We start from the raw sequence: 21,410 nt of genomic DNA, 5'->3' as shown, positions 1-21,410 counted from the left end.
CTTAACATGAAGCGCAGAGAGTTTCGATTAGGCATAGGTATTTTTGTCGATTTGTTATATTATAACACTAATTGTATTTCTAGTGATTGCTCCCCATGTCCCGTTTCTTGGCTTTTTTTGCGTTTGCGCTGTTTAGTAGTGTTGCTTGGACGCAAGACTTGGTTGTCTCTACACAGCCGATTTACTTGATTGCACAGGAAGTGACGAAAGGCATTGAAAAACCAACCTTATTGTTGGCCGATCAATCTGGACATGATGTGAGTTTGACCCCAATGCATCGTAAAATCATTCAGGATGCAGGCTTGGTTATTTGGTTGGGACGAGCACATGAAGCACCGCTGGATAAACTCCTGACCCCCAATGATAAAGCAGTTTCTATTTTAGATTCAGGCATTATCAATGCCTTACCACTACGAAATACCCGTGGTGATGCCTTAAAAAATACCATTGATACCCATGTTTGGCTTGACCCAAACAATGCGGTACGTATCGGTTTCTTTATTGCAGGCCTGCGTTCACAGCAGATGCCTGAGTATAAGGAGCGCTACTGGAACAATGCCAAAATCTTTGCTCAGAAAATGTTGCAAGCCTCAGCTATATATAGTCAAAGTACCCAAGCTCGCCCGTATTGGTCTTTTCATGATGCCTATCAATACATTGAGCGACCTTTAAACTTACGCTTTGCAGGCGCCTTGACAGATGACCCACATATTGCCCCTACGGTTGCGCAAATCAAATACTTAAATGACAGCCGCCCTTATTCAAAGATGTGCCTTTTGGCCGAAGTGCATGCCAGTCAAGCACAATATCAAAAGTTGAACCCATTGGTTTTCCAAGCGGTTGATGAAAGCATGACTGGGGCAGGGGATTTTGTCAGCGCATGGAAGCAATTGGCCGATCATGTGCATAAATGTGTGCTAAATGCGCGAAAGTAACGCAAAAATTAAACAATAATTGATTAGTTTAAAAGCAATTTAAACATAGAAAAAAACTCGACTTAGGTCGGGAAAAGATTGCATGTTCAGGGGTGTAACTCTATAATGCCTGCGATTAAAAATAATCATCAGCTAAACTTGTCAAGCATGATTGTTGTGAGTGAATAAATAATGAGCCGAACTAGTCGCTTGATTGACCGACGATTAGCGAAAGCTTTAGTCCTCTTACAAGCATGTATGATTCCTGTTTCAGCCTTGATCGGCTGGGTCGTGAAAGACTCAACCGCAGCCCTGAGTGCAGCATTAGGTGCGCTCGTGTGTTGGCTTGCGACTTGCTATTTTTCATGGCAGTCGTTTCGAGCAGCAGGAGCTCGCGCTTCTAAACAAGTTCTTGCGAACATGTATAAAGGCATGATGGGTAAGTTTGCAATAGTGATTGTTGGTTTCATTTTAATTTTAAGCAATGTCAAACCGTTGTCAGCGGTGGCGTTGTTTTGTGGTTTTATGCTCGTTCAAACCATGACGTGGGTTGCTCCATTTTGGGTGTCGCGTCAACAAAAACGAGTTTAATAAGCACTACAAAAAATTGAAAAGTTTTTTAGGAGATGGACGAGATATCAAGCAGCACGCGATGTTCGTTCTCTCTATTTGTATTTGACATTGACCAGGTGTGATTTATGGCTGCTGAAGAACATGCCCTTACTTCGACCGAGTATATCAAGCATCACTTGACGAATATGACTTATGGCAAAATGCCAGACGGTTCATGGAAGTTGGCTGAGACTGCTGAAGAAGCTCAACAGATGGGGTTCACTGCTATTCACTTGGATTCAATGGGTTGGTCTATCACTCTTGGTGTGATTTTCTGTTTGTTGTTCTGGTGTGTAGCGAAAGCTGCAAACTCTGGTGTTCCAACCAAGTTCCAGTCTGCAATTGAAATGATCATTGAGTTTGTGGACTCAAGTGTTCGCGACACTTTCCATGGCAAATCACGCTTAATTGCGCCACTTGCATTGACCATTTTCGTGTGGATTTTCCTCATGAACGCAATGGACTTAATCCCAGTTGACTTTATTCCGTATACAGCTCAACTGATTGGTGCAAGTGTATTTGGTATGGATCCTCATCACGTTTACTTCAAGGTTGTACCTTCTACAGATCCAAACATTACCCTAGGTATGTCTTTGTCTGTATTTGTACTGATCTTGTTCTACAGTATCCGCGAAAAGGGGATTGGTGGTTTCGTTGGCGAATTAGCACTTAACCCATTTAACCCAAGTAACCCAGTTGCAAAAGCGTTATTGATTCCAGTGAACTTAATTCTTGAATTAGTAACATTTCTTGCACGTCCAGTTTCATTGGCTCTGCGACTTTTCGGTAACATGTATGCAGGTGAGTTAATCTTCATCCTTATCGCATTATTACCGTTCTGGATCCAATGGGCGTTGTCTGTGCCTTGGGCGATCTTCCACATTCTTGTTATCACGCTACAAGCATTCATCTTTATGATGCTGACTATCGTATACTTGAGCATGGCAAGCGAAAAGCATTAATGGTAATGCCCAACTATCACTGGATGGTTGGGCGCACAATTTTTTAATTTAATTTGGTATAAACCTAACCTCTGAGGAATTATCATGGAACTCACTTTAGGTCTAGTTGCAATTGCATCTGCTATCTTGATCGCTTTTGGTGCTTTAGGTACTGCGATTGGTTTTGGTCTTTTAGGCGGTCGCTTCCTTGAAGCTGTTGCACGTCAACCAGAATTGGCTCCACAACTTCAAACTCGTATGTTCTTAATCGCGGGTCTTCTTGATGCTGTGCCTATGATCGGTGTTGGTATTGGCTTGTTCTTCATCTTTGCTAATCCATTTGTAGGTTAATCAGCTTAATTCCTAAATTAAACTATTGAGGAATAGCAATGAATATCAACCTCACATTGATTGGCCAAGCGATTGCATTTGCGATGTTTGTCGCATTCTGCATGAAATTTGTATGGCCACCACTAATCAATGCGATTAGTGAGCGTCAGCGTAAAATCGCTGATGGCTTAAACGCTGCTGAAAAAGCAAAAGCTGATCTTGCGGATGCGCAAGCTCAAGTTAAAGCTGAATTAGATGCAGCGAAAGCGCAAGCGGCTCAATTGATCGAACAAGCGAACCGTCGCGGTGCACAATTGGTAGAAGAAGCTCGTACTCAAGCGTCAGCTGAAGGTGAGCGTATTCGTCAACAAGCAAAAGAAGCTGTTGATACAGAAATCAATTCTGCTCGTGAAGAATTACGTCAACAAGTTGCTGATCTTGCAGTAACAGGCGCTGAGAAAATTCTTAGCCAAAAAGTTGATGCTGAAGCTCACAATGCCATGCTGACTCAGCTGGCTGCTAAACTTTAAGAGAGGCGGATTATGGCTGAACTCTTGACGTTGGCACGCCCGTACGCTAAAGCAGCATTTGCTTACGCTTCTGAGCAAAATGCAACTGACTCTTGGTCATCTGCATTGAACTTGCTCAGTGCTGCGGTGCAAGACGAAGCATTTTCAGCTTTCTTAACTCGCCCTGAGCTTACTCCTGCTGAGCAGGTAAGTCTTTTTGCAAAAGTATTAGGCGAAGACCAAACTGCAGCAGTGTCAAACTTTTTGACATTGCTTGCTGAAAACAACCGTTTGGCGCTTCTTCCTGAAATTTCTGCTGAATACGAGCAGCTCAAATCACAGAATAACAATACTGTGGATGTAGTGATTGAATCTGCATTCCCATTGACTTCTGTACAAGAACAATTACTTGCACATGCTTTAGAGAAAAAATTCGAAGCTGCGGTAAATGTTTCTGTAGAAGTTAAACCAGAGCTTATTGCTGGTGTTGTTATTCGTGCAGGCGACCAAGTGATAGATGATTCTGCGCTTAACAAGCTAGAAAAAATGCGGACTCGTCTTCTTGCTTAATTGCATATGAAGACTGAACTTTAAAAAGATTGAGGTATAGCGCAATGCAACAACTGAATCCATCCGAGATCAGTGCGCTCATTAAACAGCGTATCGGCGATCTGGACACCAGCGCGACCGCTAAAAACGAAGGGACCATTGTTATGGTTTCCGACGGTATTGTGCGTATTCACGGCCTTGCTGATGCAATGTACGGTGAAATGATCGAATTCGACGGCGGCTTATACGGTATGGCACTGAACCTAGAACAGGATTCAGTGGGCGTCGTTGTTTTAGGTAACTACTTAAGCCTTCAAGAAGGTCAAAAAGCGCGTTGCACAGGTCGTGTATTAGAAGTTCCGGTTGGTCCAGAACTTTTAGGCCGTGTAGTAGATGCTTTGGGTAACCCAATTGATGGTAAAGGCCCAATTGATGCAAAATTAACTGATGCTGTTGAAAAAGTAGCACCAGGCGTAATTTGGCGTCAATCAGTAGATCAACCTGTACAAACTGGTTATAAATCAGTAGATACAATGATCCCTGTAGGCCGTGGTCAGCGTGAGTTGATCATTGGTGACCGTCAAACTGGTAAAACAGCGATGGCGATCGATGCGATCATCGCTCAGAAAAACTCTGGCATTAAATGTGTATACGTAGCTATTGGTCAAAAACAATCGACTATTGCTAACGTTGTGCGCAAGCTAGAAGAAACTGGCGCTATGGCGTATACCACTGTTGTAGCAGCAGCTGCAGCCGATCCAGCAGCAATGTTGTACTTGGCTCCATACTCTGGCTGTACAATGGGTGAATACTTCCGTGACCGCGGTGAAGATGCACTAATCATTTATGATGATTTGTCTAAGCAAGCTGTTGCTTACCGTCAAATTTCATTGTTATTACGTCGTCCACCAGGTCGTGAAGCGTATCCAGGTGACGTATTCTATCTTCACTCTCGTCTTCTTGAGCGTGCTTCGCGCGTTTCTGCTGACTACGTTGAGAAATTCACGAATGGTGAAGTTAAAGGCCAAACTGGTTCATTAACTGCATTGCCAATCATTGAAACTCAAGCGGGTGACGTATCTGCATTCGTACCAACGAACGTAATTTCGATCACTGACGGTCAGATCTTCCTTGAAACATCATTATTCAACGCAGGTATTCGTCCTGCTGTGAACGCGGGTATCTCTGTATCTCGTGTTGGTGGTTCAGCGCAGACTAAGATCATCAAAAAATTGTCTGGTGGTATCCGTACTGCTTTGGCGCAATACCGTGAATTGGCAGCGTTTGCTCAGTTCGCTTCTGACCTTGATGAAGCAACTCGTAAGCAACTTGAACATGGTCAACGTGTAACTGAATTAATGAAGCAAAAACAATATGCTCCATATTCAATTGCTGACCAAGCTGTTTCAATTTATGCATCTAACGAAGGCTATATGGCTGACGTTGAAGTGAAGAAAATCGTAGACTTTGATGCTGCGTTAATCTCTTACTTCCGTTCAGAAAATGCTGCGTTAATGCAAAACATCGATGAAACTGGTGATTACAACAAAGACATCGAAGCTGCAATCAAAGCAGGTATTGAAAGCTTTAAAGCGACTCAAACTTACTAATTTCAACTTCAGTTGGATTTAGTTTTGGTTTGGTTCACGGATCAACCTTCGAGGGCTCGAAAGGGCCTTCGAATACTAGGTTAAGCGTATGGCAAATTTAAAAGAAATTCGCGCCAAAGTAGCTAGTATCAAAAGCACGCAGAAAATTACTCGCGCGATGCAGATGGTAGCAGCTTCTAAGATGCGTCGTGCGCAAGAGCGCATGGCTCAAGGCCGTCCGTATGCCGAAAATATGCACCGTGTAATTGCTCACTTGGTTCAAGCGAATCCTGAATACAAACACCGTTATATGGTTGAACGCCCGGTTAAGCGCGTTGGCTATATCATTGTGTCTTCAGATCGTGGCCTTGCTGGTGGTTTGAACATTAACTTGTTCAAAAAAGTGGTTAAACACGTACAACAGCAACAAGAGCAGTCAATTGAAGTTCAATTTGCTTTAATTGGTCAAAAAGCGGTTTCGTTTTTTAAAAACTACGGCGGTAAAGTGCTGGGTGCTACGACAAATGTCGGTGATACACCAAGCCTTGAACAGTTATCTGGTTCTGTACAGGTGATGTTAGACGCATTTGATAAAGGCGAGTTAGATCGTATTTATCTTGTGTCAAACGGCTTTGTCAATGCCATGACTCAAAATCAAAAAATCGAACAACTTGTTCCTTTAGCAACTGCTGAAGAAAACAAGACCCTTAACCGTCAATACGGTTGGGATTATATCTATGAGCCTGAAGCTGAAGAGCTTTTAAATGGCTTATTGGTTCGTTATATCGAGTCTGTGGTATATCAAGGCGTGATCGAAAACATCGCGTGTGAGCAGTCAGCTCGTATGGTTGCAATGAAAGCTGCAACGGACAACGCAGGTGATTTGATCAAGAGCCTACAACTTATTTATAACAAGCTGCGTCAAGCCGCGATTACTCAGGAAATTTCTGAGATCGTTGGTGGTGCCGCTGCCGTTTAACATTATTTTGAATTGAGGAGACAGCAATGAGTAGCGGTCGTATCATTCAGATCATCGGCGCGGTTATCGACGTCGAGTTTGAACGTAACAGCGTTCCTAAGATCTATGACGCTCTCCACGTTGATGGCACTGAAACTACATTAGAAGTTCAGCAACAACTTGGTGATGGCGTAGTTCGTACTATTGCAATGGGTTCTACTGAAGGCCTTAAGCGTGGTTTGAACGTAACGAATACTAACGCTCCAATCTCTGTACCAGTGGGTACAGCGACTTTGGGTCGTATCATGGACGTTCTTGGTCGCCCAATCGACGAAGCTGGTCCAGTTGCGACTGAAGCGCGTTTGCCGATTCACCGTCAAGCACCTTCTTATGCTGAACAAGCAGCTTCTACTGACCTTTTAGAAACTGGTATTAAAGTCATCGACTTACTATGCCCGTTCGCTAAAGGTGGTAAAGTTGGTCTGTTCGGTGGTGCCGGTGTTGGTAAAACTGTAAACATGATGGAGTTGATCAACAACATCGCGAAAGCGCACTCAGGTTTATCTGTGTTCGCTGGTGTTGGTGAGCGTACTCGTGAAGGTAATGACTTCTATCACGAGATGAAAGACTCAAACGTTCTAGACAAAGTAGCAATGGTCTACGGTCAGATGAACGAGCCACCGGGTAACCGTTTACGTGTAGCGTTGACTGGTTTGACGATGGCTGAGTACTTCCGTGACGAGAAAGACGAAAATGGCAAAGGCCGTGACGTATTATTGTTCGTAGACAACATCTACCGTTATACACTAGCAGGTACTGAAGTATCAGCACTTCTAGGTCGTATGCCATCTGCAGTAGGTTACCAACCGACACTTGCAGAAGAGATGGGTGTTCTTCAAGAACGTATTACATCGACTAAGTCTGGTTCGATTACGTCAATCCAAGCGGTATACGTACCTGCCGATGACTTAACAGATCCATCGCCTGCAACTACGTTTGCTCACTTAGATGCAACTGTAGTATTGAGCCGTGACATCGCATCTTCTGGTATTTACCCAGCGATCGATCCACTTGACTCAACTTCACGTCAGTTAGATCCACTAGTAGTGGGTGCTGAGCATTACGAGATTGCTCGTTCAGTTCAAAACGTTCTTCAACGTTATAAAGAATTGAAAGACATCATCGCGATTCTTGGTATGGACGAACTTGCAGAAGAAGATAAGTTGACTGTTTACCGTGCGCGTAAAATCCAACGTTTCTTCTCTCAACCGTTCCACGTAGCTGAAGTGTTTACTGGTGCTCCTGGTAAACTTGTACCGCTTAAAGAAACGATTCGTGGCTTTAAAGGTCTTTTAGCTGGTGAATATGACCACATTCCAGAACAAGCGTTCTATATGGTTGGTGGTATTGACGAAGTAATTGCTAAAGCTGAGAAACTTTAATTAGTTACCTAATTTAGGAGATTCTCATGTCGACTATGCAGTGTGATGTTGTAAGTGTCCAAGAGTCTTTGTACTCTGGCACTGTAACGATGCTAATTGCTAAAGGTGCTGGTGGTGAATTGGGTATTATGCCTGGTCACGCGCCACTAGTAACTTTACTCAAGCCGGGTACAATCCGTGTTCTGCTTGAAAACGGTACAGAAGAGTTAATCTATGTATCTGGTGGTGTTTTAGAAGTTCAACCGCATGTTGTTACGGTTCTTGCAGATACTGCAGTCCGTGCAGAAAACTTAGATGAAGCAGCAATTCTTGAAGCGCGTAAACACGCTGAACAATTGCTTGCAAATCAAAAGAGCGACTTGGACTCTGCTGCTGCTTTGGCTGCTCTTGCAGAAACTGCTGCTCAGTTGGAAACCATCCGCAAAATCAAAAACCGCGCTCAATAAGAGACGGTTTGAGATTAAAAAAAGCCACCGAAAGGTGGCTTTTTTTATGTCTGTTGATAAAAATGCGTCAATTGTTTATTTCATGATGAGTTTGTTGGTTTCTTAGCTGTCATTGTTCAAATGGACTGGATTGGTCTGCTGCATACATGCAATCTTTGTTTTGCATGATAGTGCTTCGTCCTTTAACTGTACGCTGGCTTGTAGAATACTTTGAATACTCAATTTTTGAAACTCAGCTGAACCAGCGCTCCTATGCTTGATATATTTCGTTTAGCAGGGGCACGACTATCTAAAGTTGCATATCTTTTATTCAACAGAAGTTATATTTTGAAAGCTTCTCTGTAAGCGAAGATGAAGATGAACCTGATTGCGCATGAATCCCACTTTTGGGAACTTTACCAAGATTTTGAGCATTATTATCTGAGTATTGCAGTCGACATGAGCTCAGTGGTGTCGTGTTGGGACTTGGTACTGACTTCAGAAGAAATATTGCAATATGAACATCGGGGTCGCGCGAGCATTCAGGAGCTGACCAAAGCCATGATTGAAGCAGCTTATAAAGGTGATTTCTCAATGATGGAATCACGTTTAGCCAAGCCATATGAGCGTCACGCTATGCAAAAGGCCTTTAAAGATTGGTTAGCGCAGAGCAAAACTCAGGAACAGTCTTCGTTTTGATGAGGTGTGAGCTCAAAGGATTGTTTTAAATTTATTTCAAAAAGCTTTGACGCAATTGGCTGAACATCATGCGGCTAACGCTATTGTGTTGAGTCTCAATCAACTTTTTGATTTGCTCAACTTGAGGTTCATCTTCAGGAATCACAATCTCTGGATCGATTTCGATATCCGAATTGGACATGGTATTGGACGGCTGTGCAAGCAAATTTGAAGATGGGTGTTCGGCATGCCAAAGCTGTGTTTCGAGTGACATGATGTACTTATATTCATCAGTATTCGGGTTAAACCGCTTATATAGTCTTAAGTCTTGCATTGCATCTTGACGGCTTCGTCGAGGTATATCTGTTTCGACTTCCAACCATTCAGAGATAACCGGATGGATTTCATGTTGCATCAGTTGGTAATAAAGCCAATCGCTGAGTAGGCTATGATCGATGTCAGACAGATAAGGGCTGTTTTGTTGCAGCAATTGTTGTAAGTGTTCGAGAACCAAAATTTCTTGCTTTTGTAAGGCATAGCGCGCTTCAGCATCAAATTGTTGGTATTCTTCAACTGGAATTTCAGTGAAATGTTGCTGTTCAATGAAGGCATCTACAATATGCGTTTGGAATAAGGTATTCCATTGCTCTAGCGCATGAATTTCGAGCTGTTGTAGCTCTTTAAACGCTTTGCTTTGATAGCGGCTGAGTTGCAGGCGCTGAATATTTTGCTGGTTGAGCTCAATTTTTTGTTTGATGTATTCAGCATAAGCGCCTTGTTGTTTGGGGCTGACAGGGCTTGTAACATCGACCAAAAGTAACTGCTGCTGTTGTTTGTATTTGAGCCAGTCCTGAATACGTTGAACTTCTTTATGCTCTTTAGAAAAAAACTGTGTTAAGTGTGGCGTGGTTTTTTCAGGCATTAAAAAGTGCATCCCGCCAAAGACGATGATTGCTAAACAGGCGATCACAAGAATGACTTTTTTCATTATAAAAATGTTTTTCTGTGTTTCTTATTTGTACATGGTAGCCTAAAAATGAGAAATAGTTAATGTTTTTTCATTAAAGCTTCAAATCTGTATGGGTAAAATTGAAAATTCACCTTGCCCGAGAATACGAACTTTATACAATGCATCAAAGCCTTCAGCGTAGTGTGGAGGTTCAAATTTTTGAGCGGTGGCTCTGATTCCGACTTCAGGAATGCAGGCTTTGCCTTCACGTAAGTGGTTGCGTTCCAGTGTACCTTTAAGCTCAGTCTCAAAGAGGTAGCCAACAATTTCAAAGCCTGCGGCCTGAGCACTGGCAATATAACGCGCACGATCGGCTGGCGTAGGGTTGGTATTATCAATTACCATTTTGGTTTTTGAGGCCAGTCCTGCTTCAAAAATGATTTTTTCACGATGCCGTGTTTTCAGCATATCGAGGTTGATGCGCAAATGACTATGTGCCAAATTCAGCAGATAATAGCTCGATTTTCCCGAAGCTTGGATGCCCATAAAAATAATCAGCTGCACGTGTGAAATCGTGTCTCAATCAAATTAGGAGAAAATGGTTGCAGTCATTTTCTCCTACTCTATTGCTGAAAGCACCACTATTTACATATTTTAAGATTGGTTTGTGTTTGAACTATCATTCTCAGCTTGCTGAGGAATCATCATTGAAGCCAGTTTCAACATTTCAGATTGGATTGTGCCCATTTGCAGTTGCATCTTTTTAAAGTCGACTTGGCTGAAATCCACTTGTCCATTTAAAAAAGGCGAAGCTAACACTTGTTGGTTTGCAGACAGTAGTTTTTCACGGATATCATTGATTTCTTGGGTTTTAAGATTCAGGCCATTCAAGGCATTATTGAAACCTGTGAGCTGTTGCTGCAAAGCTGTTGCGGCGTGTTGCAACTGTTGCTGATCGTGCTGTTCAATTGCGGCCTGCAAGTCACTTTGGGTTTCTTGCAGCTGAGTGACGTATTCACCTGCTTTTAATTGCATATCTGCCACATCACGCACGATATAGAGCATGTTGCCACTTTTCAGTTCAGCTTTGTCAGGGTTTTGTGTACTCGCAGATTGGTTTTGCTCAGATGACTCAGTCTGGATGTCTTGCTGATTCGGCTCTGTTGCTTGCTCACAGCCAATGAGTAGGATGCCTGAACTAAACAGTGCAAAAGGAAGAACTAAGTTTTGTAAAAGCTTTTTCATCATCAAATCAATATTGGGCTATGTGTTTTTTAATATAAGGGCAAAATGTGTAGATAAAATGCTGGGTTTCAAAGTCATAACAAAACTTTTTAAAACAAAAAAAAGAGTGCCTGAGCACTCTTCATTTACAGCAGTTTAACCAGCAATGATTTTAATAATGGAATGATTGCGAATGTCTGTCAGTACATAGTCGCCATTCACTTTAATCCACTGTTGGTTTTTACCGGGTTTGCTGAGTTTTTTGTATTTTTGGTGATCTACTTTATAGGCATTGCTATGGTAAGGGCTTGGGAGTTTTTGACCTGCTTTCCAGTCTTGAGATGGACGGTTGGCTTTCTTTACAGTGGCTTGGGTTGGCTGTTGATGTCCATTTGATGTCTGCTTTTGCGCATGTCCATGTGACTGAGCTGCTTGATGTTGCTGATGTTGTTCTTGTGGTGCTGCTAGTGCAGGAAGGGCAATCAATGCGGTTGAGATAGATAAAATAGCTGCTTTTATAAATGTATTCATGAGCTTCACTTTTGGTTGTCTTGAGCGGATAGATGCATCATAGAGTGAAGTATTTGATTGATCGTGAATGAAGTGTTGTAAAATCATCAAAATAAAGAAGGAATCATGAAGATCGAACCGATTCGAGTGCCATTATTCATTTAAAAAATAAAATATAAGCAGCCGTTAAATCTGACTGCTTATAAACAGCTTCCGGCTTATTTGGCCAATTCAGCATTGATAGCATCGACAATACGCGGATCATTGGCCGTAATGTCTGGTGCAAAACGCGCAACCACTTCGCCATTTTTATTGATTAAGAATTTCTCAAAGTTCCACAGCACTTCAGGTGGTTCGTTCGGTGTTAAACCATAGTCCACCAAGTCTTTCCACCAAGGGCCTTCACCAATGCGTTCAGGCACCGCTTGGGTGAGCGTTTCATATAACGGATGCTTATCATCCCCAGCAACCGAGATTTTTGAAAAAAGCGGGAAATCCACTTGATAGTTTAAAGAGCAGAATTCTTGAATTTCAGCGTCTGAACCCGGTTCTTGTGCCAAGAAATTGTTGGCAGGAAAACCTAGAATCTCTAAACCCTGTGATTTTTTGTATTGATAGAGTTTTTCTAAACCTTCGTACTGCGGTGTGAGGCCACATTTAGATGCCACATTCACCACCAAGAGAACTTTACCTTGGTATTGGTTTAAGTTGATGTCTTCGCCCTGAATGGATTTGACTGGAATATTATAAATCGAAGTGCTCATTTGCGTGTCCTTATACGATGTGCATTTTATTGTGTTGGAAGCGTTCGACAAAGTCACGCCCATTTGCGGATTGATCGCAACAAAAAAGCAAGCCAAGGCTTGCTTTAAAGGGTAGGGGGGTCATTAAGACGCTGGAGCCGCTTTGACTTTCGCTTCCAAAGCCGTTACGTCAGCAATGATCGATTTCTGCAATTCAGTGGCTTTGTTTTGAAGTTCGGTGATTTTCGCGCTATCTGGCGTTGTTTTTGTACTTTCTTTGGTGAGCTCGACACCCAGATCATTGGCGTCCTGCATTTTTTCACGTAAAGCATCTACTTCAGCACTTTTTAAGGTTAAGGCATCTAATTCATCATTAAATTGCTTCACATAGGTTTCTGTTTTTTCAACCATATTTTTAATTTGAGCGGGATCCTTTTTCTCTAAGGTTGCACTCACTTCTTTTTGAAACGCGGCGGCTTCTTGAGCTTTGGCATTCGATAGCGTTTGTACAGCTAACAAATCGGCTTGAATATCGGCAATATTGTTATTGCTGTGATTAGCAACGATAGTGGTTGCTTCGGTTGAGGTCGCTTCAGATGCAGACGTCGTTTGCTCAACGGCTGGCTCAGTTCCTTTTTTTTCGCACGCAGCCAAAGTAAGTGTGGCCATACAAACTGTGGTTAAAAGTAACTTTTTCATAACGACATCCTTCTATCGGGAAATATGTTTTTGTAGGCCAGAGTCTAAGAGCAATGACCAATCAATTAAAAAATACGTTCGCTAGAACAGCATCAATACGATGCAGAGATCGTTGACATTGTTCTATGGTGTTTTTGTAGAGTGAAGCTGCTGAAATACATCAATTTATTGAAATGTATAGTTTTATATTGTCTTAATATTATGTTTTTTATGAATTTTATATTTTAAGATAAATGTATCAATTATGTGTGATACCCAAATGATATTCGAATAAATCATAAAAATGTTTTACCATTCATTTAAATTTTGCAAACAAAAGCTAAACGGGAAAAAGAATGAGTACCACACCACAACGTATGTATTGGGCTTTGAGTCTCCCTATCATTGCCGTACTCATTTGGTCGATCAATATTGTCGTTACGCGTTATGTAGCAGATTTCATTTCGCCAGTCAGTATTAGTTTTTATCGGTGGTTCTTTGCTTTCATTCTGTTAACGCCTTTTGTCGTGCGACCTTTATGTCGGCAGTGGGTATTAATTCGAGCACATTTAGGTCAGTTGGCAGTGCTAAGTGCATTTGGCCTGGTGTTGTATCAGGGTTTAGCCTATACCGCAGCGCATTATACGACTGCAACCAATATGGGACTGATTAATGCCTTTATTCCGATCTTTACCATTTTTGTTTCACTGCTGATCTTAAAAGATATTCCAAATCGTTTTGCGATGATCGGGAGTATTTTATCTTTTGCAGGTTTGGTTTATATCATTGGGCAGGGCAATCTTGCAGGCCTAGTTCAATCGGGCGGGCATTTAGGTGATGTCCTGATGGTGGTTGCGGTATTCTTCTATGCCTTTTATGGGGTGTTTTTGAAAAAGTGGCAATTGCAAATTCCCTTGATGCTGAGTCTCTATGTGCAGATCTTTTTTGCACTGCTTTACCATTTACCTTTCATTGTCTATTTCGGTCTCGATTCAATCAATAGTCAAAACGCGGCAAGTGTCATGTACGCCAGTATTTTCCCTTCTTTGGTTGCGCCTTTACTGTGGATGTTAGCCATTACCCATTTAGGGCCGAATCGAACCAGTATTTTCATGAACTTGATGCCTGTCTTTACCGCAGTGATTGCCTATGTCTGGTTGAAAGAGGCGTGGACGGTTTATCATACGGTCGGTGGCGTGGTCATTATCTGTGGTATTTTACTGGCACAGCGTAAAACAGTATTAAAAACGCCACCTTTAGCAAACTCGATGGATTGATATTGGTTGAAAAACGATCATTTGAGTTGTTTTTTTAATAGAATAATTCATTAATAAGTTAATTTATTAATGCTATTTCAGATAGTTTATGTATTTAATGTATGCAAAAGCTGATTAAAAATAGGTAGATAATTTGAATTATAATTTAATTATCTCCATTAATCAGCGTTTTAACGCTGTTTTTAATATAAAAAATCTATTTGTTTAGAAAAGCAATTTGCTACATAATACGCCCACTGCAAACTTAGGCCAATGTCAAAACGGGTATTAAGTGTTTGCTCATCAGTTTTCAGACCCTCTGGATGTGATTACACATCCTTTTTTATGCTCAGCCATCCCTATATGGCTGAGCTTTTTTTTGTCTATTTTTCAGTAAAAATCCTGAGAAAGAGCATGCTTTTAGGCACGAACCACTGCGCCAGTTTCGGCATCGAGTATGCGACTCGGTTCTTGGCTCAAGCCTAGGTCACCATTCAGATAATCGACCTGTTGGGCAAAGTAGTGGTTGGCATCTTGTAGTGAACGGGCAGGTGATAATCCAGCGGGGTTGGCACTGGTGGAGACAATAAAGCCTTGAAAAGCATTGCAAAGCGCTACACAAATCGGATGCGTAGTTACCCGTACAGCAACTTTAGGATGATTGCCTTTAATCCATGTCGGAATGAGTTCATTTGCCGGTAGTAACCACGTGGTTGCGCGTTCTGATGGGCTACGATCGCTCCAGCTGTCGATCACTTGCTGACGGATGCGAGGATCTAAATGTTCTAAAAGCGGTTCAACTTGAGCAATTTGCCCAGCCAGTAAAATCACCCCTTTTTCAATCGGGCGCTGCTTAATCTGTAAAATATCTAGAAAGGCCTGTTCGTTATACGGATCACAGCCTAAACCCCATACTGCTTCTGTTGGATATGCTAAAACTTGACCTTGTTTTAAACATTGCGCCGCTTCAGTCACAGAGGTGGTAATCATTACAATTTGTACCTTTTATTGATTCATAAAGGGTTATTGTGAACCTTATTGGCTGGAACGGCAACGCAGATAATTGCCAGCCTGTTGTTGTGCGAGTCCTAAAATCTCCAGTTCCATTAACTGGCTAGTGAGTGTGGCAATATCGATGTTAAGTTTGAAATTAAGTTGATCCATATTTTGTCCAACCCAATCCAGTTGATTATAAAGTTCGAGTAAATCAGATGGGATCTCAATACTAGCACTTGGGGTGGTTTCTTGTGACTGGGATTGGCTATGCCATTGAGTGGGGAGTGCCAAGTCTTCAATGATTTGCTCAGGATGATCGATCAAAATCGCCCCTTCTCGGATCAGTTGATGACAACCTTGATGGTGTTCGCTGTAAATATGACCGGGAATCGCAAAAATGATTTTCCCTTGTTCTGCAGCTCTTTGGGCGGTTCCTAGAGAGCCACTTTTGAGTGCGGCTTCTGCAACCACAACCCCTAAACTCAATGCACTGACGATGCGGTTCCGCCGTGGAAAATTATGCTGTAAAGGCGGTGTATGTGGTAAAAATTCAGTAATAATACAGCCATTATTTTCTAATATTTGCGTACGCAGGGCTTGATGTTGGGAAGGGTAAGTGAGATTTAAGCCTGTGCCCATCACTGCAATGGTACGTTGATATTTTAAGCCGCCCTGATGCGCCGCAGCATCAATGCCTTCAGCTAAACCACTGCAAATATAAAAGCCTTTTTCGGCGAGGTAATAAGCAAAGTCATAAGCCACTTGTTTGCCGTGCGGACTGGGTTTTCGACTGCCGACGATAGCAACTTGAGGTTGGAGTAAACTTTGTGGATTGCCCTGACCAAATAAAATCGGTGGTCGGTCAGCATAGGGCAGCAGCTGCGAGGGATAATGACTGTCAGTATCAAGTAAAATAAAATCACAGCTGGCTTGGACGTCCTGCAGTAAAGTTTGTAATTTGAGTTGGCCAGCAGGCGTTTGGATTTCTGCGACACGTTGTAGATGGCTTTTGTGTAAGCCGAGATTTGGCCAGATCTGAAGATTGGAGGCAGCAACAGCCTTTGCGCTTGTGCCAAAATGCTGCTGTAGTTTTTGAAAGCTCGATAAAGAATGCTGAACTAAATACCACAGGGTGATTGTTGCAATCTGTTCATGTGATAAAGAGTTCAGCATATATACACCTTAAGGCAACGGATTATTCATCCACTACAGAGGGAGAAATTTTCGCGCCCAAGTTCATTGGTAGTTCGCTGTCGAGCACATAAGCATAGCTGACACGGTCAAAGGTTTTAAATACCATGATGTTGCCGATACGCTCCGTTGGAAGGGTCAGTTTTTCATTGGTTTTCGGATCACGAATTTCTTGACCCTTTTGACTAACCGAGAACACATAACCCGATTGAACGCCATCCACTGTGCCACGGTCAATGGTTACAACTGAATGCTTCGCAGCTAGACCAATCGAACCTTGAACACGAATCACTTGTCCACCCCCAGTCACATCTTGTGCATGTGTTGGGTAGAACAAGGTTGGAAGCATGGCGTCGTATTCAGGCAGTACGCGATAACCACGACGTACTTCAGAATTATACGAATCTGTGATTTCTAAAGTGGACATGTCATTTTCACCACGAATGGCAATGGCTGAGCCAACCTGAGTCAATTCTAGACCTAGATTTTGTTTTTTGCCCTCTGCATCCGTCACAATGTACGGTTCGCCTTCACGGTAAATCGCGTAGCGTTGACCGACTTCAATGCCTTGGCCACGTGCATAAACGGTTTGACCTTTACCTGCAATGACACGCTGATCGGCAGCACCAACGATATATGGTGTACCTTCTAGAGATTCCTCTGAAAGAATAGTGCTGTGTTCAAGCCAGTTTTTAATGTATTCCAGTGGAATGACAGGAATGGCATTGTTTAAAGACTCAACGCGTGCTTGAGGTTGAAGTTTAGTGCCGCCTGTATAACGACGAATAATCCCTTCACAGCCATCGCCTTCGTCTTTACCAATAATTGGACGGCCTTCATGAGTACACATCAGTAAGCGGTCACCCGGGAAAATCCAATGCGGATTTTTGACGTGTCTATTGCTGGCCCAAATTTCAGGCCAGCGCACAGGATTGTTTAGGAAACGTTTAGAAATATCCCACAGGGTATCGCCTTTTTTCACCACATAAACATTCGGTGCATTGGCTTTTAAAGCAGGTGGATTGTAATTTCGTGTAGGTGCAGCTTGAGCTGTTGAAATGACGCCTGCGCCAACACTTACGCAAACCGCAAGTGCTAACATGTGTTGCTTAAACCCCAAGGCACTAAAAGATGGCATGCCCATAAAAACCTTTTTCATTATCATAATTCCTAAAATTATGTATGTAGTTGCGTTATAATAACGATATTACACACATTTTTTTGATCAAGCATTCCCTTCATTTGGTTTTTTGATCAATGGCATAATTGAGGACGCAGTATGGCCTTATTACCTATTTTAAGTTTTCCTGATCCCCGTCTTCGTACCATTGCAGAACCCGTCGAAGAAGTTACTGATGAAATTCGTCAGCTGGCTGCAGATATGTTTGAAACCATGTATGAAGCGCCAGGCATTGGACTTGCCGCGACACAAGTTGATCGCCATATTCAGTTGATTGTCATGGACTTATCTGAACATAAAGATCAACCTTTGGTATTCATTAACCCCAAAGTTACCCCATTGACTGAAGAAACGCAGCCCTATGAAGAAGGCTGCCTATCAGTTCCCCAAATATACGACAAAGTTGAGCGCCCGTCACGCGTAAAGATCGAAGCAATTAACCTTGAAGGTCAAGCATTTGAGATCGAAGCTGACGAACTTCTCGCTGTTTGCATTCAACATGAAATGGATCACTTAAATGGCAAATTGTTCGTCGACTATTTGTCACCACTAAAGCGCCAACGCGCACGTGAAAAAGTGGAAAAATTGACCCGTCAGCGCCAAAAAGACAAAGTGGCTGTAAAACGCGGTTAAGTTTTTTGCTTAAAAATCATCTTTAAAGTGAGCCCAATTTCAATTGGGCTTTGTTATACTGGCCGCGTTCTCAATTCGGATGGAATGGATTGTTTTTTAGAGCTGCGTTGCTACTGTCTTGTGTAGCCGTGTTTTTACAGATTGCTGTTTTTTTACAGCCTTTACTACCGACGCAATATCAAATTGCGCCGGTCTGTGAAACTATTTCGCGTGCGCTTTTACTCAAACCAGTTGAACATCTCAGTTCTCATGCTGAAAAGCATTCCACACATCATCATGAAATGCAGGCTCAGCATGAACTCAGTTCACAACCTGCCGAACACAATCATCATGATGCAAGTCATCAATGCCAATACTGTACGGTATATGGCAATCTCGTGTTGCCGCCTGATTTAGAGTTAAAAGCGGTACTTGACCGTATTCAAGTCCGTTTAATTGCATTCCAAAAAGCCTTTGCGCATGTTTGGTTTGCACTGCAACAACTCTTCTTACTGCCTCAAGGGCGAGCACCCCCACTGTTTGTATAAACCTAGACATATATTTTTCGGGTCTTAACGGACTCTAGCCTAGTTGTATTTATAGATTCAGTGAGAATAAAAATGGCTCAGCCTACATTCTTTTTACAGCCTCTTGCGGCTGCGATTTCTCTTGCTTGTTTTTCAAGCGTAGTATTTGCCGCTGACGCAGACAGCGCACACATTTTAGCGCCTATCGTGGTGACGGCTCAGCAGGGCAATCATGCCCATGGTCTGATTGTACATGCCGACCCTAAACAACCCACTCAGCCAATTCCTGCGGTTGATGGTGCAGCCTACCTACAAAGTATTGTGGGTTTTAACCAAATCAAAAATGGCGGCGCGAATGGTGACATCACCTTCCGCGGTATGTTTGGCTCACGTATTAAAATCCTCACAGATGGTACGGAAAATTTAGGCGCATGCCCAGGTCGTATGGATAATCCAGCTTCTTATATTTCTCCTGAAAGCTATGACAAAATCACAGTAGTGAAAGGGCCACAAACCGTTCAGTATGCGCATACCGGTTCAGCCGCAACCGTTATTTTTGAACGTGAGCCTGAACAGCTCACTTCGGCGAAACCTTATCGTGGGCAAGCCAGTGTCATGCTTGGTTCTTATGGTCGTTTGGATCAGAATATTGAAGCCGCTGTTGGTGATGAAGCGAAATACGCACGTTTAAATGCCAACCGTTCGATTGCAGATAGCTATCAAGATGGAGCGGGTCACACGGTTCCGTCCGATTGGGAAAAGTGGAATGCAGATCTCGCGTTGGGTTGGACTCCGAATGAGGACACATGGATAGAGCTGAAAGGTGGGAAGAGTGATGGTGAGGCAGTCTATGCTGGACGTAGTATGGATGGTTCTAAGTTTGCTCGCGAAAGTCTGGGTTTACATGTTGAAAAGAAAAACATTAGTGAGGTGATCAAGAAAGTCGAAGCGCAAGTGGACTATAGCTATAACGATCATGTCATGGATAATTTTAGTTTGCGAAAATTTAATCCCGCAGATGGTATGTCAATGCCGATGGCTTCAAATGTTGCTCGTAGGACTTTAAATGCACGGGTTGCTATGACGCAGGACTGGGGACAATTGCAACTTATTTCAGGTATTGATAGTCAAAAAAATGAGCACACTAAACGTAGTGGCAGCTTAATGTCTCCTTATCAAAATAAAGCTCGTGTCGGAGATATGGATTTTGAGTCTTATGGGGCTTTCGGTGAGCTGAGTTATGCATTCAATGATCAGCATAAACTGGTGACAGGTGCACGCCTCGATCAAGCGAAGATCGATAACTTAGCCACTGATACAGAGCGTAAAGAAACCCTGCCAAGTGGTTTTATTCGAATTGAAAGTGAACTTGCGGAACATGTTAAAACTTACGCAGGTTTGGGTTATGTAGAGCGTGTGCCTGATTATTGGGAATTGTTTAGTACCAAATACCATCAAAGTACAGGTACGACCTTTGCTGATTTAGAGAATGAAAAAACTGCGCAGTTTGATGCAGGTTATCAATATGAACAGGGTGCATTTAAATCTTGGGCTTCAGTTTATGCAGGTTTGATTCAAGACTATATATTAGTGACATATACTCCGACAGGTTCAATGGGGCGGTTGGAAGCCAAAAGCCGAAATGTCGATGCAACCATTGCAGGTGCTGAAGCAGGTGTGGCATACCAGTTTACTGATCAAATTCAAGCGGACATCAGTGCCATGTATGCATGGGGTGAAAATACAACGGATCACACCGCTTTACCGCAAATTGCACCATTAGAAGGACGTTTCAATCTACGCTATGTGCAAGAGAAATATAATCTCGGTTTGTTATGGCGTGTGGTGGCAGCACAAGATCGTACCAGCTATCGAGAAGGCAATATCATTGGATACGATTTAGAAGACAGTAAAGGTTTTGGAACCTTGTCTTTAAATGGGACTTATAATATCCAAAAAGATCTAGACCTTTCAGTCGGAATAGATAATGTGCTGAATAAAAACTATGCCGAGCATTTGAATAAACTTGGAAGTTCAGGCTTTGGTTATGCTGCAACAGAACAATTCAACAATATTGGACGTAATTATTGGGCGCGTATCAGTATGAAATTCTAAATATATTGTGATGATTGGAAACAGCCATTCTAGAAATAGAATGGCTGTTTTGGGTTCTAAGATAGAAATTGACTGAGAAAACAGCATTTTGAGTGGATATTCACCATAAAAAGTAGAAAGAAACAGCGATTTAAATAAAATATTTAAATATTATTTCGATATATTGTTATTTAAATGAACTAAAACAATATGTTAAGTTTAATTTGTGCGAATGTGATGGTGCGGTTTATGGCGCTAACTAGGAAGTAGATAAATTTATTAAAAAATATTTTACATAAATAACAGGTGCTTATATTTTTATGAGTTTGAAAAATAAACATGCAGAAATATTTATTAAGAAAAGGTGTTGCAAGGGATTAGAAATGCTGTAGAATGCACATCCATCGGCGGTGATGTTGATTAAAACTTGTTGAGAAACAAGGATTTAGCCCAAGCGGTAGAATCTGGAGGTCTTGAATGAGTTTGAAAATAATTAACAAAAC

General features: G+C 42.2%; 24 protein-coding genes. 15 read left to right on the top strand and 9 right to left on the bottom strand.

Annotated features, from left to right (window positions below; all coding sequences use genetic code 11):
- The first annotated feature begins 95 nt into the window (after positions 1 to 95).
- From KVY11_RS12440 to KVY11_RS12390, 11 genes are all read left to right on the top strand, one after another.
- Entirely contained in the window at positions 96 to 935 is an 840-nt protein-coding gene (locus tag KVY11_RS12440) for a metal ABC transporter solute-binding protein, Zn/Mn family (protein WP_062031755.1), read from the top strand.
- 171 nt (positions 936 to 1,106) lie between these two features.
- Complete coding sequence (locus KVY11_RS12435) at positions 1,107 to 1,505, top strand: ATP synthase subunit I (protein WP_004684416.1); 399 nt, start codon at positions 1,107 to 1,109, stop codon at positions 1,503 to 1,505.
- Positions 1,506 to 1,612: 107 nt separating this feature from the next.
- Complete coding sequence (atpB, locus tag KVY11_RS12430; protein WP_004684418.1) at positions 1,613 to 2,488, top strand: F0F1 ATP synthase subunit A; 876 nt, start codon at positions 1,613 to 1,615, stop codon at positions 2,486 to 2,488.
- Between the two features lie 84 nt (positions 2,489 to 2,572).
- Positions 2,573 to 2,818 carry a F0F1 ATP synthase subunit C gene (gene atpE, locus KVY11_RS12425; RefSeq protein ID WP_000424060.1) on the top strand — a complete coding sequence of 82 codons (246 nt, stop codon included), beginning with the start codon at positions 2,573 to 2,575 and terminating at the stop codon, positions 2,816 to 2,818.
- Between the two features lie 38 nt (positions 2,819 to 2,856).
- Positions 2,857 to 3,327, top strand: a complete 471-nt coding sequence (locus tag KVY11_RS12420) for a F0F1 ATP synthase subunit B (protein ID WP_004684420.1) — start codon at positions 2,857 to 2,859, stop codon at positions 3,325 to 3,327.
- Between the two features lie 12 nt (positions 3,328 to 3,339).
- The gene (locus tag KVY11_RS12415; RefSeq protein WP_004984037.1) at positions 3,340 to 3,876 is read left to right on the top strand and encodes a F0F1 ATP synthase subunit delta; all 537 of its coding nucleotides are present in this window, start codon (positions 3,340 to 3,342) and stop codon (positions 3,874 to 3,876) included.
- Positions 3,877 to 3,920: 44 nt separating this feature from the next.
- Positions 3,921 to 5,465: a F0F1 ATP synthase subunit alpha gene (gene atpA / locus KVY11_RS12410; protein ID WP_004684423.1), complete on the top strand. Its 1,545-nt coding sequence runs from the start codon at positions 3,921 to 3,923 to the stop codon at positions 5,463 to 5,465.
- 88 nt (positions 5,466 to 5,553) lie between these two features.
- Positions 5,554 to 6,423, top strand: a complete 870-nt coding sequence (atpG, locus tag KVY11_RS12405; protein WP_004984038.1) for a F0F1 ATP synthase subunit gamma — start codon at positions 5,554 to 5,556, stop codon at positions 6,421 to 6,423.
- A gap of 26 nt (positions 6,424 to 6,449) precedes the next feature.
- Positions 6,450 to 7,844, top strand: a complete 1,395-nt coding sequence (gene atpD / locus KVY11_RS12400; RefSeq protein WP_004684425.1) for a F0F1 ATP synthase subunit beta — start codon at positions 6,450 to 6,452, stop codon at positions 7,842 to 7,844.
- Between the two features lie 26 nt (positions 7,845 to 7,870).
- The gene (locus KVY11_RS12395) at positions 7,871 to 8,290 is read left to right on the top strand and encodes a F0F1 ATP synthase subunit epsilon (RefSeq protein WP_058868679.1); all 420 of its coding nucleotides are present in this window, start codon (positions 7,871 to 7,873) and stop codon (positions 8,288 to 8,290) included.
- Between the two features lie 357 nt (positions 8,291 to 8,647).
- The gene (locus tag KVY11_RS12390) at positions 8,648 to 8,968 is read left to right on the top strand and encodes a hypothetical protein (RefSeq protein WP_087013932.1); all 321 of its coding nucleotides are present in this window, start codon (positions 8,648 to 8,650) and stop codon (positions 8,966 to 8,968) included.
- A gap of 31 nt (positions 8,969 to 8,999) precedes the next feature.
- Here KVY11_RS12390 and KVY11_RS12385 read toward each other — a convergent pair whose 3' ends face one another.
- The 6 genes from KVY11_RS12385 to KVY11_RS12360 all read right to left on the bottom strand — a co-directional run bounded on the left by KVY11_RS12385 (position 9,000) and on the right by KVY11_RS12360 (position 13,072).
- Positions 9,000 to 9,935, bottom strand: a complete 936-nt coding sequence (locus tag KVY11_RS12385) for a hypothetical protein (RefSeq protein ID WP_218289118.1) — start codon at positions 9,933 to 9,935, stop codon at positions 9,000 to 9,002.
- 81 nt (positions 9,936 to 10,016) lie between these two features.
- The gene (locus KVY11_RS12380) at positions 10,017 to 10,460 is read right to left on the bottom strand and encodes an AAA family ATPase (RefSeq protein ID WP_218289117.1); all 444 of its coding nucleotides are present in this window, start codon (positions 10,458 to 10,460) and stop codon (positions 10,017 to 10,019) included.
- A gap of 90 nt (positions 10,461 to 10,550) precedes the next feature.
- On the bottom strand, positions 10,551 to 11,141 hold the full coding sequence (locus KVY11_RS12375) for a hypothetical protein (RefSeq protein ID WP_218289116.1): 591 nt from the start codon (positions 11,139 to 11,141) through the stop codon (positions 10,551 to 10,553).
- A gap of 135 nt (positions 11,142 to 11,276) precedes the next feature.
- Positions 11,277 to 11,651: an RcnB family protein gene (locus tag KVY11_RS12370; RefSeq protein ID WP_218289115.1), complete on the bottom strand. Its 375-nt coding sequence runs from the start codon at positions 11,649 to 11,651 to the stop codon at positions 11,277 to 11,279.
- Between the two features lie 197 nt (positions 11,652 to 11,848).
- Positions 11,849 to 12,394, bottom strand: coding sequence for a glutathione peroxidase (locus KVY11_RS12365; protein WP_218289114.1), 546 nt, complete (start codon positions 12,392 to 12,394; stop codon positions 11,849 to 11,851).
- A 123-nt stretch (positions 12,395 to 12,517) separates the two neighbouring features.
- The gene (locus KVY11_RS12360; RefSeq protein ID WP_087013940.1) at positions 12,518 to 13,072 is read right to left on the bottom strand and encodes a hypothetical protein; all 555 of its coding nucleotides are present in this window, start codon (positions 13,070 to 13,072) and stop codon (positions 12,518 to 12,520) included.
- Positions 13,073 to 13,407: 335 nt separating this feature from the next.
- Between KVY11_RS12360 and KVY11_RS12355 the strand changes: the two genes are divergently transcribed.
- A complete protein-coding gene (locus KVY11_RS12355; protein ID WP_218289113.1) occupies positions 13,408 to 14,328 on the top strand; it encodes a DMT family transporter in 921 nt (306 codons plus the stop codon).
- 399 nt (positions 14,329 to 14,727) lie between these two features.
- On the opposite strand, the gene KVY11_RS12350 is transcribed toward KVY11_RS12355, so the two are convergent.
- From KVY11_RS12350 to KVY11_RS12340, 3 genes are read right to left on the bottom strand one after another with little or no spacing between them, the layout of a single operon-like run.
- Entirely contained in the window at positions 14,728 to 15,297 is a 570-nt protein-coding gene (locus KVY11_RS12350) for an L-threonylcarbamoyladenylate synthase (protein WP_218289112.1), read from the bottom strand.
- Between the two features lie 45 nt (positions 15,298 to 15,342).
- Positions 15,343 to 16,476, bottom strand: coding sequence for a DNA-processing protein DprA (gene dprA / locus KVY11_RS12345; protein ID WP_218289111.1), 1,134 nt, complete (start codon positions 16,474 to 16,476; stop codon positions 15,343 to 15,345).
- A 22-nt stretch (positions 16,477 to 16,498) separates the two neighbouring features.
- Positions 16,499 to 17,653: a LysM peptidoglycan-binding domain-containing protein gene (locus tag KVY11_RS12340; RefSeq protein WP_218289110.1), complete on the bottom strand. Its 1,155-nt coding sequence runs from the start codon at positions 17,651 to 17,653 to the stop codon at positions 16,499 to 16,501.
- Positions 17,654 to 17,773: 120 nt separating this feature from the next.
- Between KVY11_RS12340 and def the strand changes: the two genes are divergently transcribed.
- The 3 genes from def (at position 17,774) to KVY11_RS12325 (ending at position 20,928) form a co-directional block, all read left to right on the top strand.
- The gene (gene def / locus KVY11_RS12335) at positions 17,774 to 18,307 is read left to right on the top strand and encodes a peptide deformylase (RefSeq protein ID WP_004684452.1); all 534 of its coding nucleotides are present in this window, start codon (positions 17,774 to 17,776) and stop codon (positions 18,305 to 18,307) included.
- A gap of 89 nt (positions 18,308 to 18,396) precedes the next feature.
- A complete protein-coding gene (locus KVY11_RS12330; protein WP_078389804.1) occupies positions 18,397 to 18,834 on the top strand; it encodes a DUF2946 family protein in 438 nt (145 codons plus the stop codon).
- A 72-nt stretch (positions 18,835 to 18,906) separates the two neighbouring features.
- On the top strand, positions 18,907 to 20,928 hold the full coding sequence (locus KVY11_RS12325) for a TonB-dependent copper receptor (protein ID WP_218289109.1): 2,022 nt from the start codon (positions 18,907 to 18,909) through the stop codon (positions 20,926 to 20,928).
- The last annotated feature ends 482 nt before the right edge of the window (positions 20,929 to 21,410 follow it).

Source organism: Acinetobacter sp. CWB-G5 (assembly GCF_019209785.1).
Lineage (GTDB): Bacteria > Pseudomonadota > Gammaproteobacteria > Pseudomonadales > Moraxellaceae > Acinetobacter > Acinetobacter johnsonii.
Note: the sequence above shows the minus strand (reverse complement) of the source record. Positions and strands in the feature narration are given on the sequence as shown.

Bases quoted from the DNA above. Each gene is read 5' to 3' on its own strand.
- atpD (WP_004684425.1), top strand. From the start codon at position 6,450: ATGAGTAGCGGTCGTATCATTCAGATCATCGGCGCGGTTATCGACGTC.
- KVY11_RS12385 (WP_218289118.1), bottom strand. From the start codon at position 9,935: ATGAAAAAAGTCATTCTTGTGATCGCCTGTTTAGCAATCATCGTCTTT.
- KVY11_RS12325 (WP_218289109.1), top strand. From the start codon at position 18,907: ATGGCTCAGCCTACATTCTTTTTACAGCCTCTTGCGGCTGCGATTTCT.
- KVY11_RS12415 (WP_004984037.1), top strand. From the start codon at position 3,340: ATGGCTGAACTCTTGACGTTGGCACGCCCGTACGCTAAAGCAGCATTT.
- KVY11_RS12340 (WP_218289110.1), bottom strand. From the start codon at position 17,653: ATGAAAAAGGTTTTTATGGGCATGCCATCTTTTAGTGCCTTGGGGTTT.
- KVY11_RS12395 (WP_058868679.1), top strand. From the start codon at position 7,871: ATGTCGACTATGCAGTGTGATGTTGTAAGTGTCCAAGAGTCTTTGTAC.
- KVY11_RS12440 (WP_062031755.1), top strand. From the start codon at position 96: ATGTCCCGTTTCTTGGCTTTTTTTGCGTTTGCGCTGTTTAGTAGTGTT.
- atpE (WP_000424060.1), top strand. From the start codon at position 2,573: ATGGAACTCACTTTAGGTCTAGTTGCAATTGCATCTGCTATCTTGATC.
- KVY11_RS12365 (WP_218289114.1), bottom strand. From the start codon at position 12,394: ATGAGCACTTCGATTTATAATATTCCAGTCAAATCCATTCAGGGCGAA.
- KVY11_RS12435 (WP_004684416.1), top strand. From the start codon at position 1,107: ATGAGCCGAACTAGTCGCTTGATTGACCGACGATTAGCGAAAGCTTTA.
- def (WP_004684452.1), top strand. From the start codon at position 17,774: ATGGCCTTATTACCTATTTTAAGTTTTCCTGATCCCCGTCTTCGTACC.
- atpB (WP_004684418.1), top strand. From the start codon at position 1,613: ATGGCTGCTGAAGAACATGCCCTTACTTCGACCGAGTATATCAAGCAT.
- KVY11_RS12350 (WP_218289112.1), bottom strand. From the start codon at position 15,297: ATGATTACCACCTCTGTGACTGAAGCGGCGCAATGTTTAAAACAAGGT.
- dprA (WP_218289111.1), bottom strand. From the start codon at position 16,476: ATGCTGAACTCTTTATCACATGAACAGATTGCAACAATCACCCTGTGG.
- KVY11_RS12390 (WP_087013932.1), top strand. From the start codon at position 8,648: ATGAACCTGATTGCGCATGAATCCCACTTTTGGGAACTTTACCAAGAT.
- atpG (WP_004984038.1), top strand. From the start codon at position 5,554: ATGGCAAATTTAAAAGAAATTCGCGCCAAAGTAGCTAGTATCAAAAGC.
- KVY11_RS12360 (WP_087013940.1), bottom strand. From the start codon at position 13,072: ATGAAAAAGTTACTTTTAACCACAGTTTGTATGGCCACACTTACTTTG.
- KVY11_RS12370 (WP_218289115.1), bottom strand. From the start codon at position 11,651: ATGAATACATTTATAAAAGCAGCTATTTTATCTATCTCAACCGCATTG.
- KVY11_RS12375 (WP_218289116.1), bottom strand. From the start codon at position 11,141: ATGAAAAAGCTTTTACAAAACTTAGTTCTTCCTTTTGCACTGTTTAGT.
- KVY11_RS12355 (WP_218289113.1), top strand. From the start codon at position 13,408: ATGAGTACCACACCACAACGTATGTATTGGGCTTTGAGTCTCCCTATC.
- KVY11_RS12420 (WP_004684420.1), top strand. From the start codon at position 2,857: ATGAATATCAACCTCACATTGATTGGCCAAGCGATTGCATTTGCGATG.
- atpA (WP_004684423.1), top strand. From the start codon at position 3,921: ATGCAACAACTGAATCCATCCGAGATCAGTGCGCTCATTAAACAGCGT.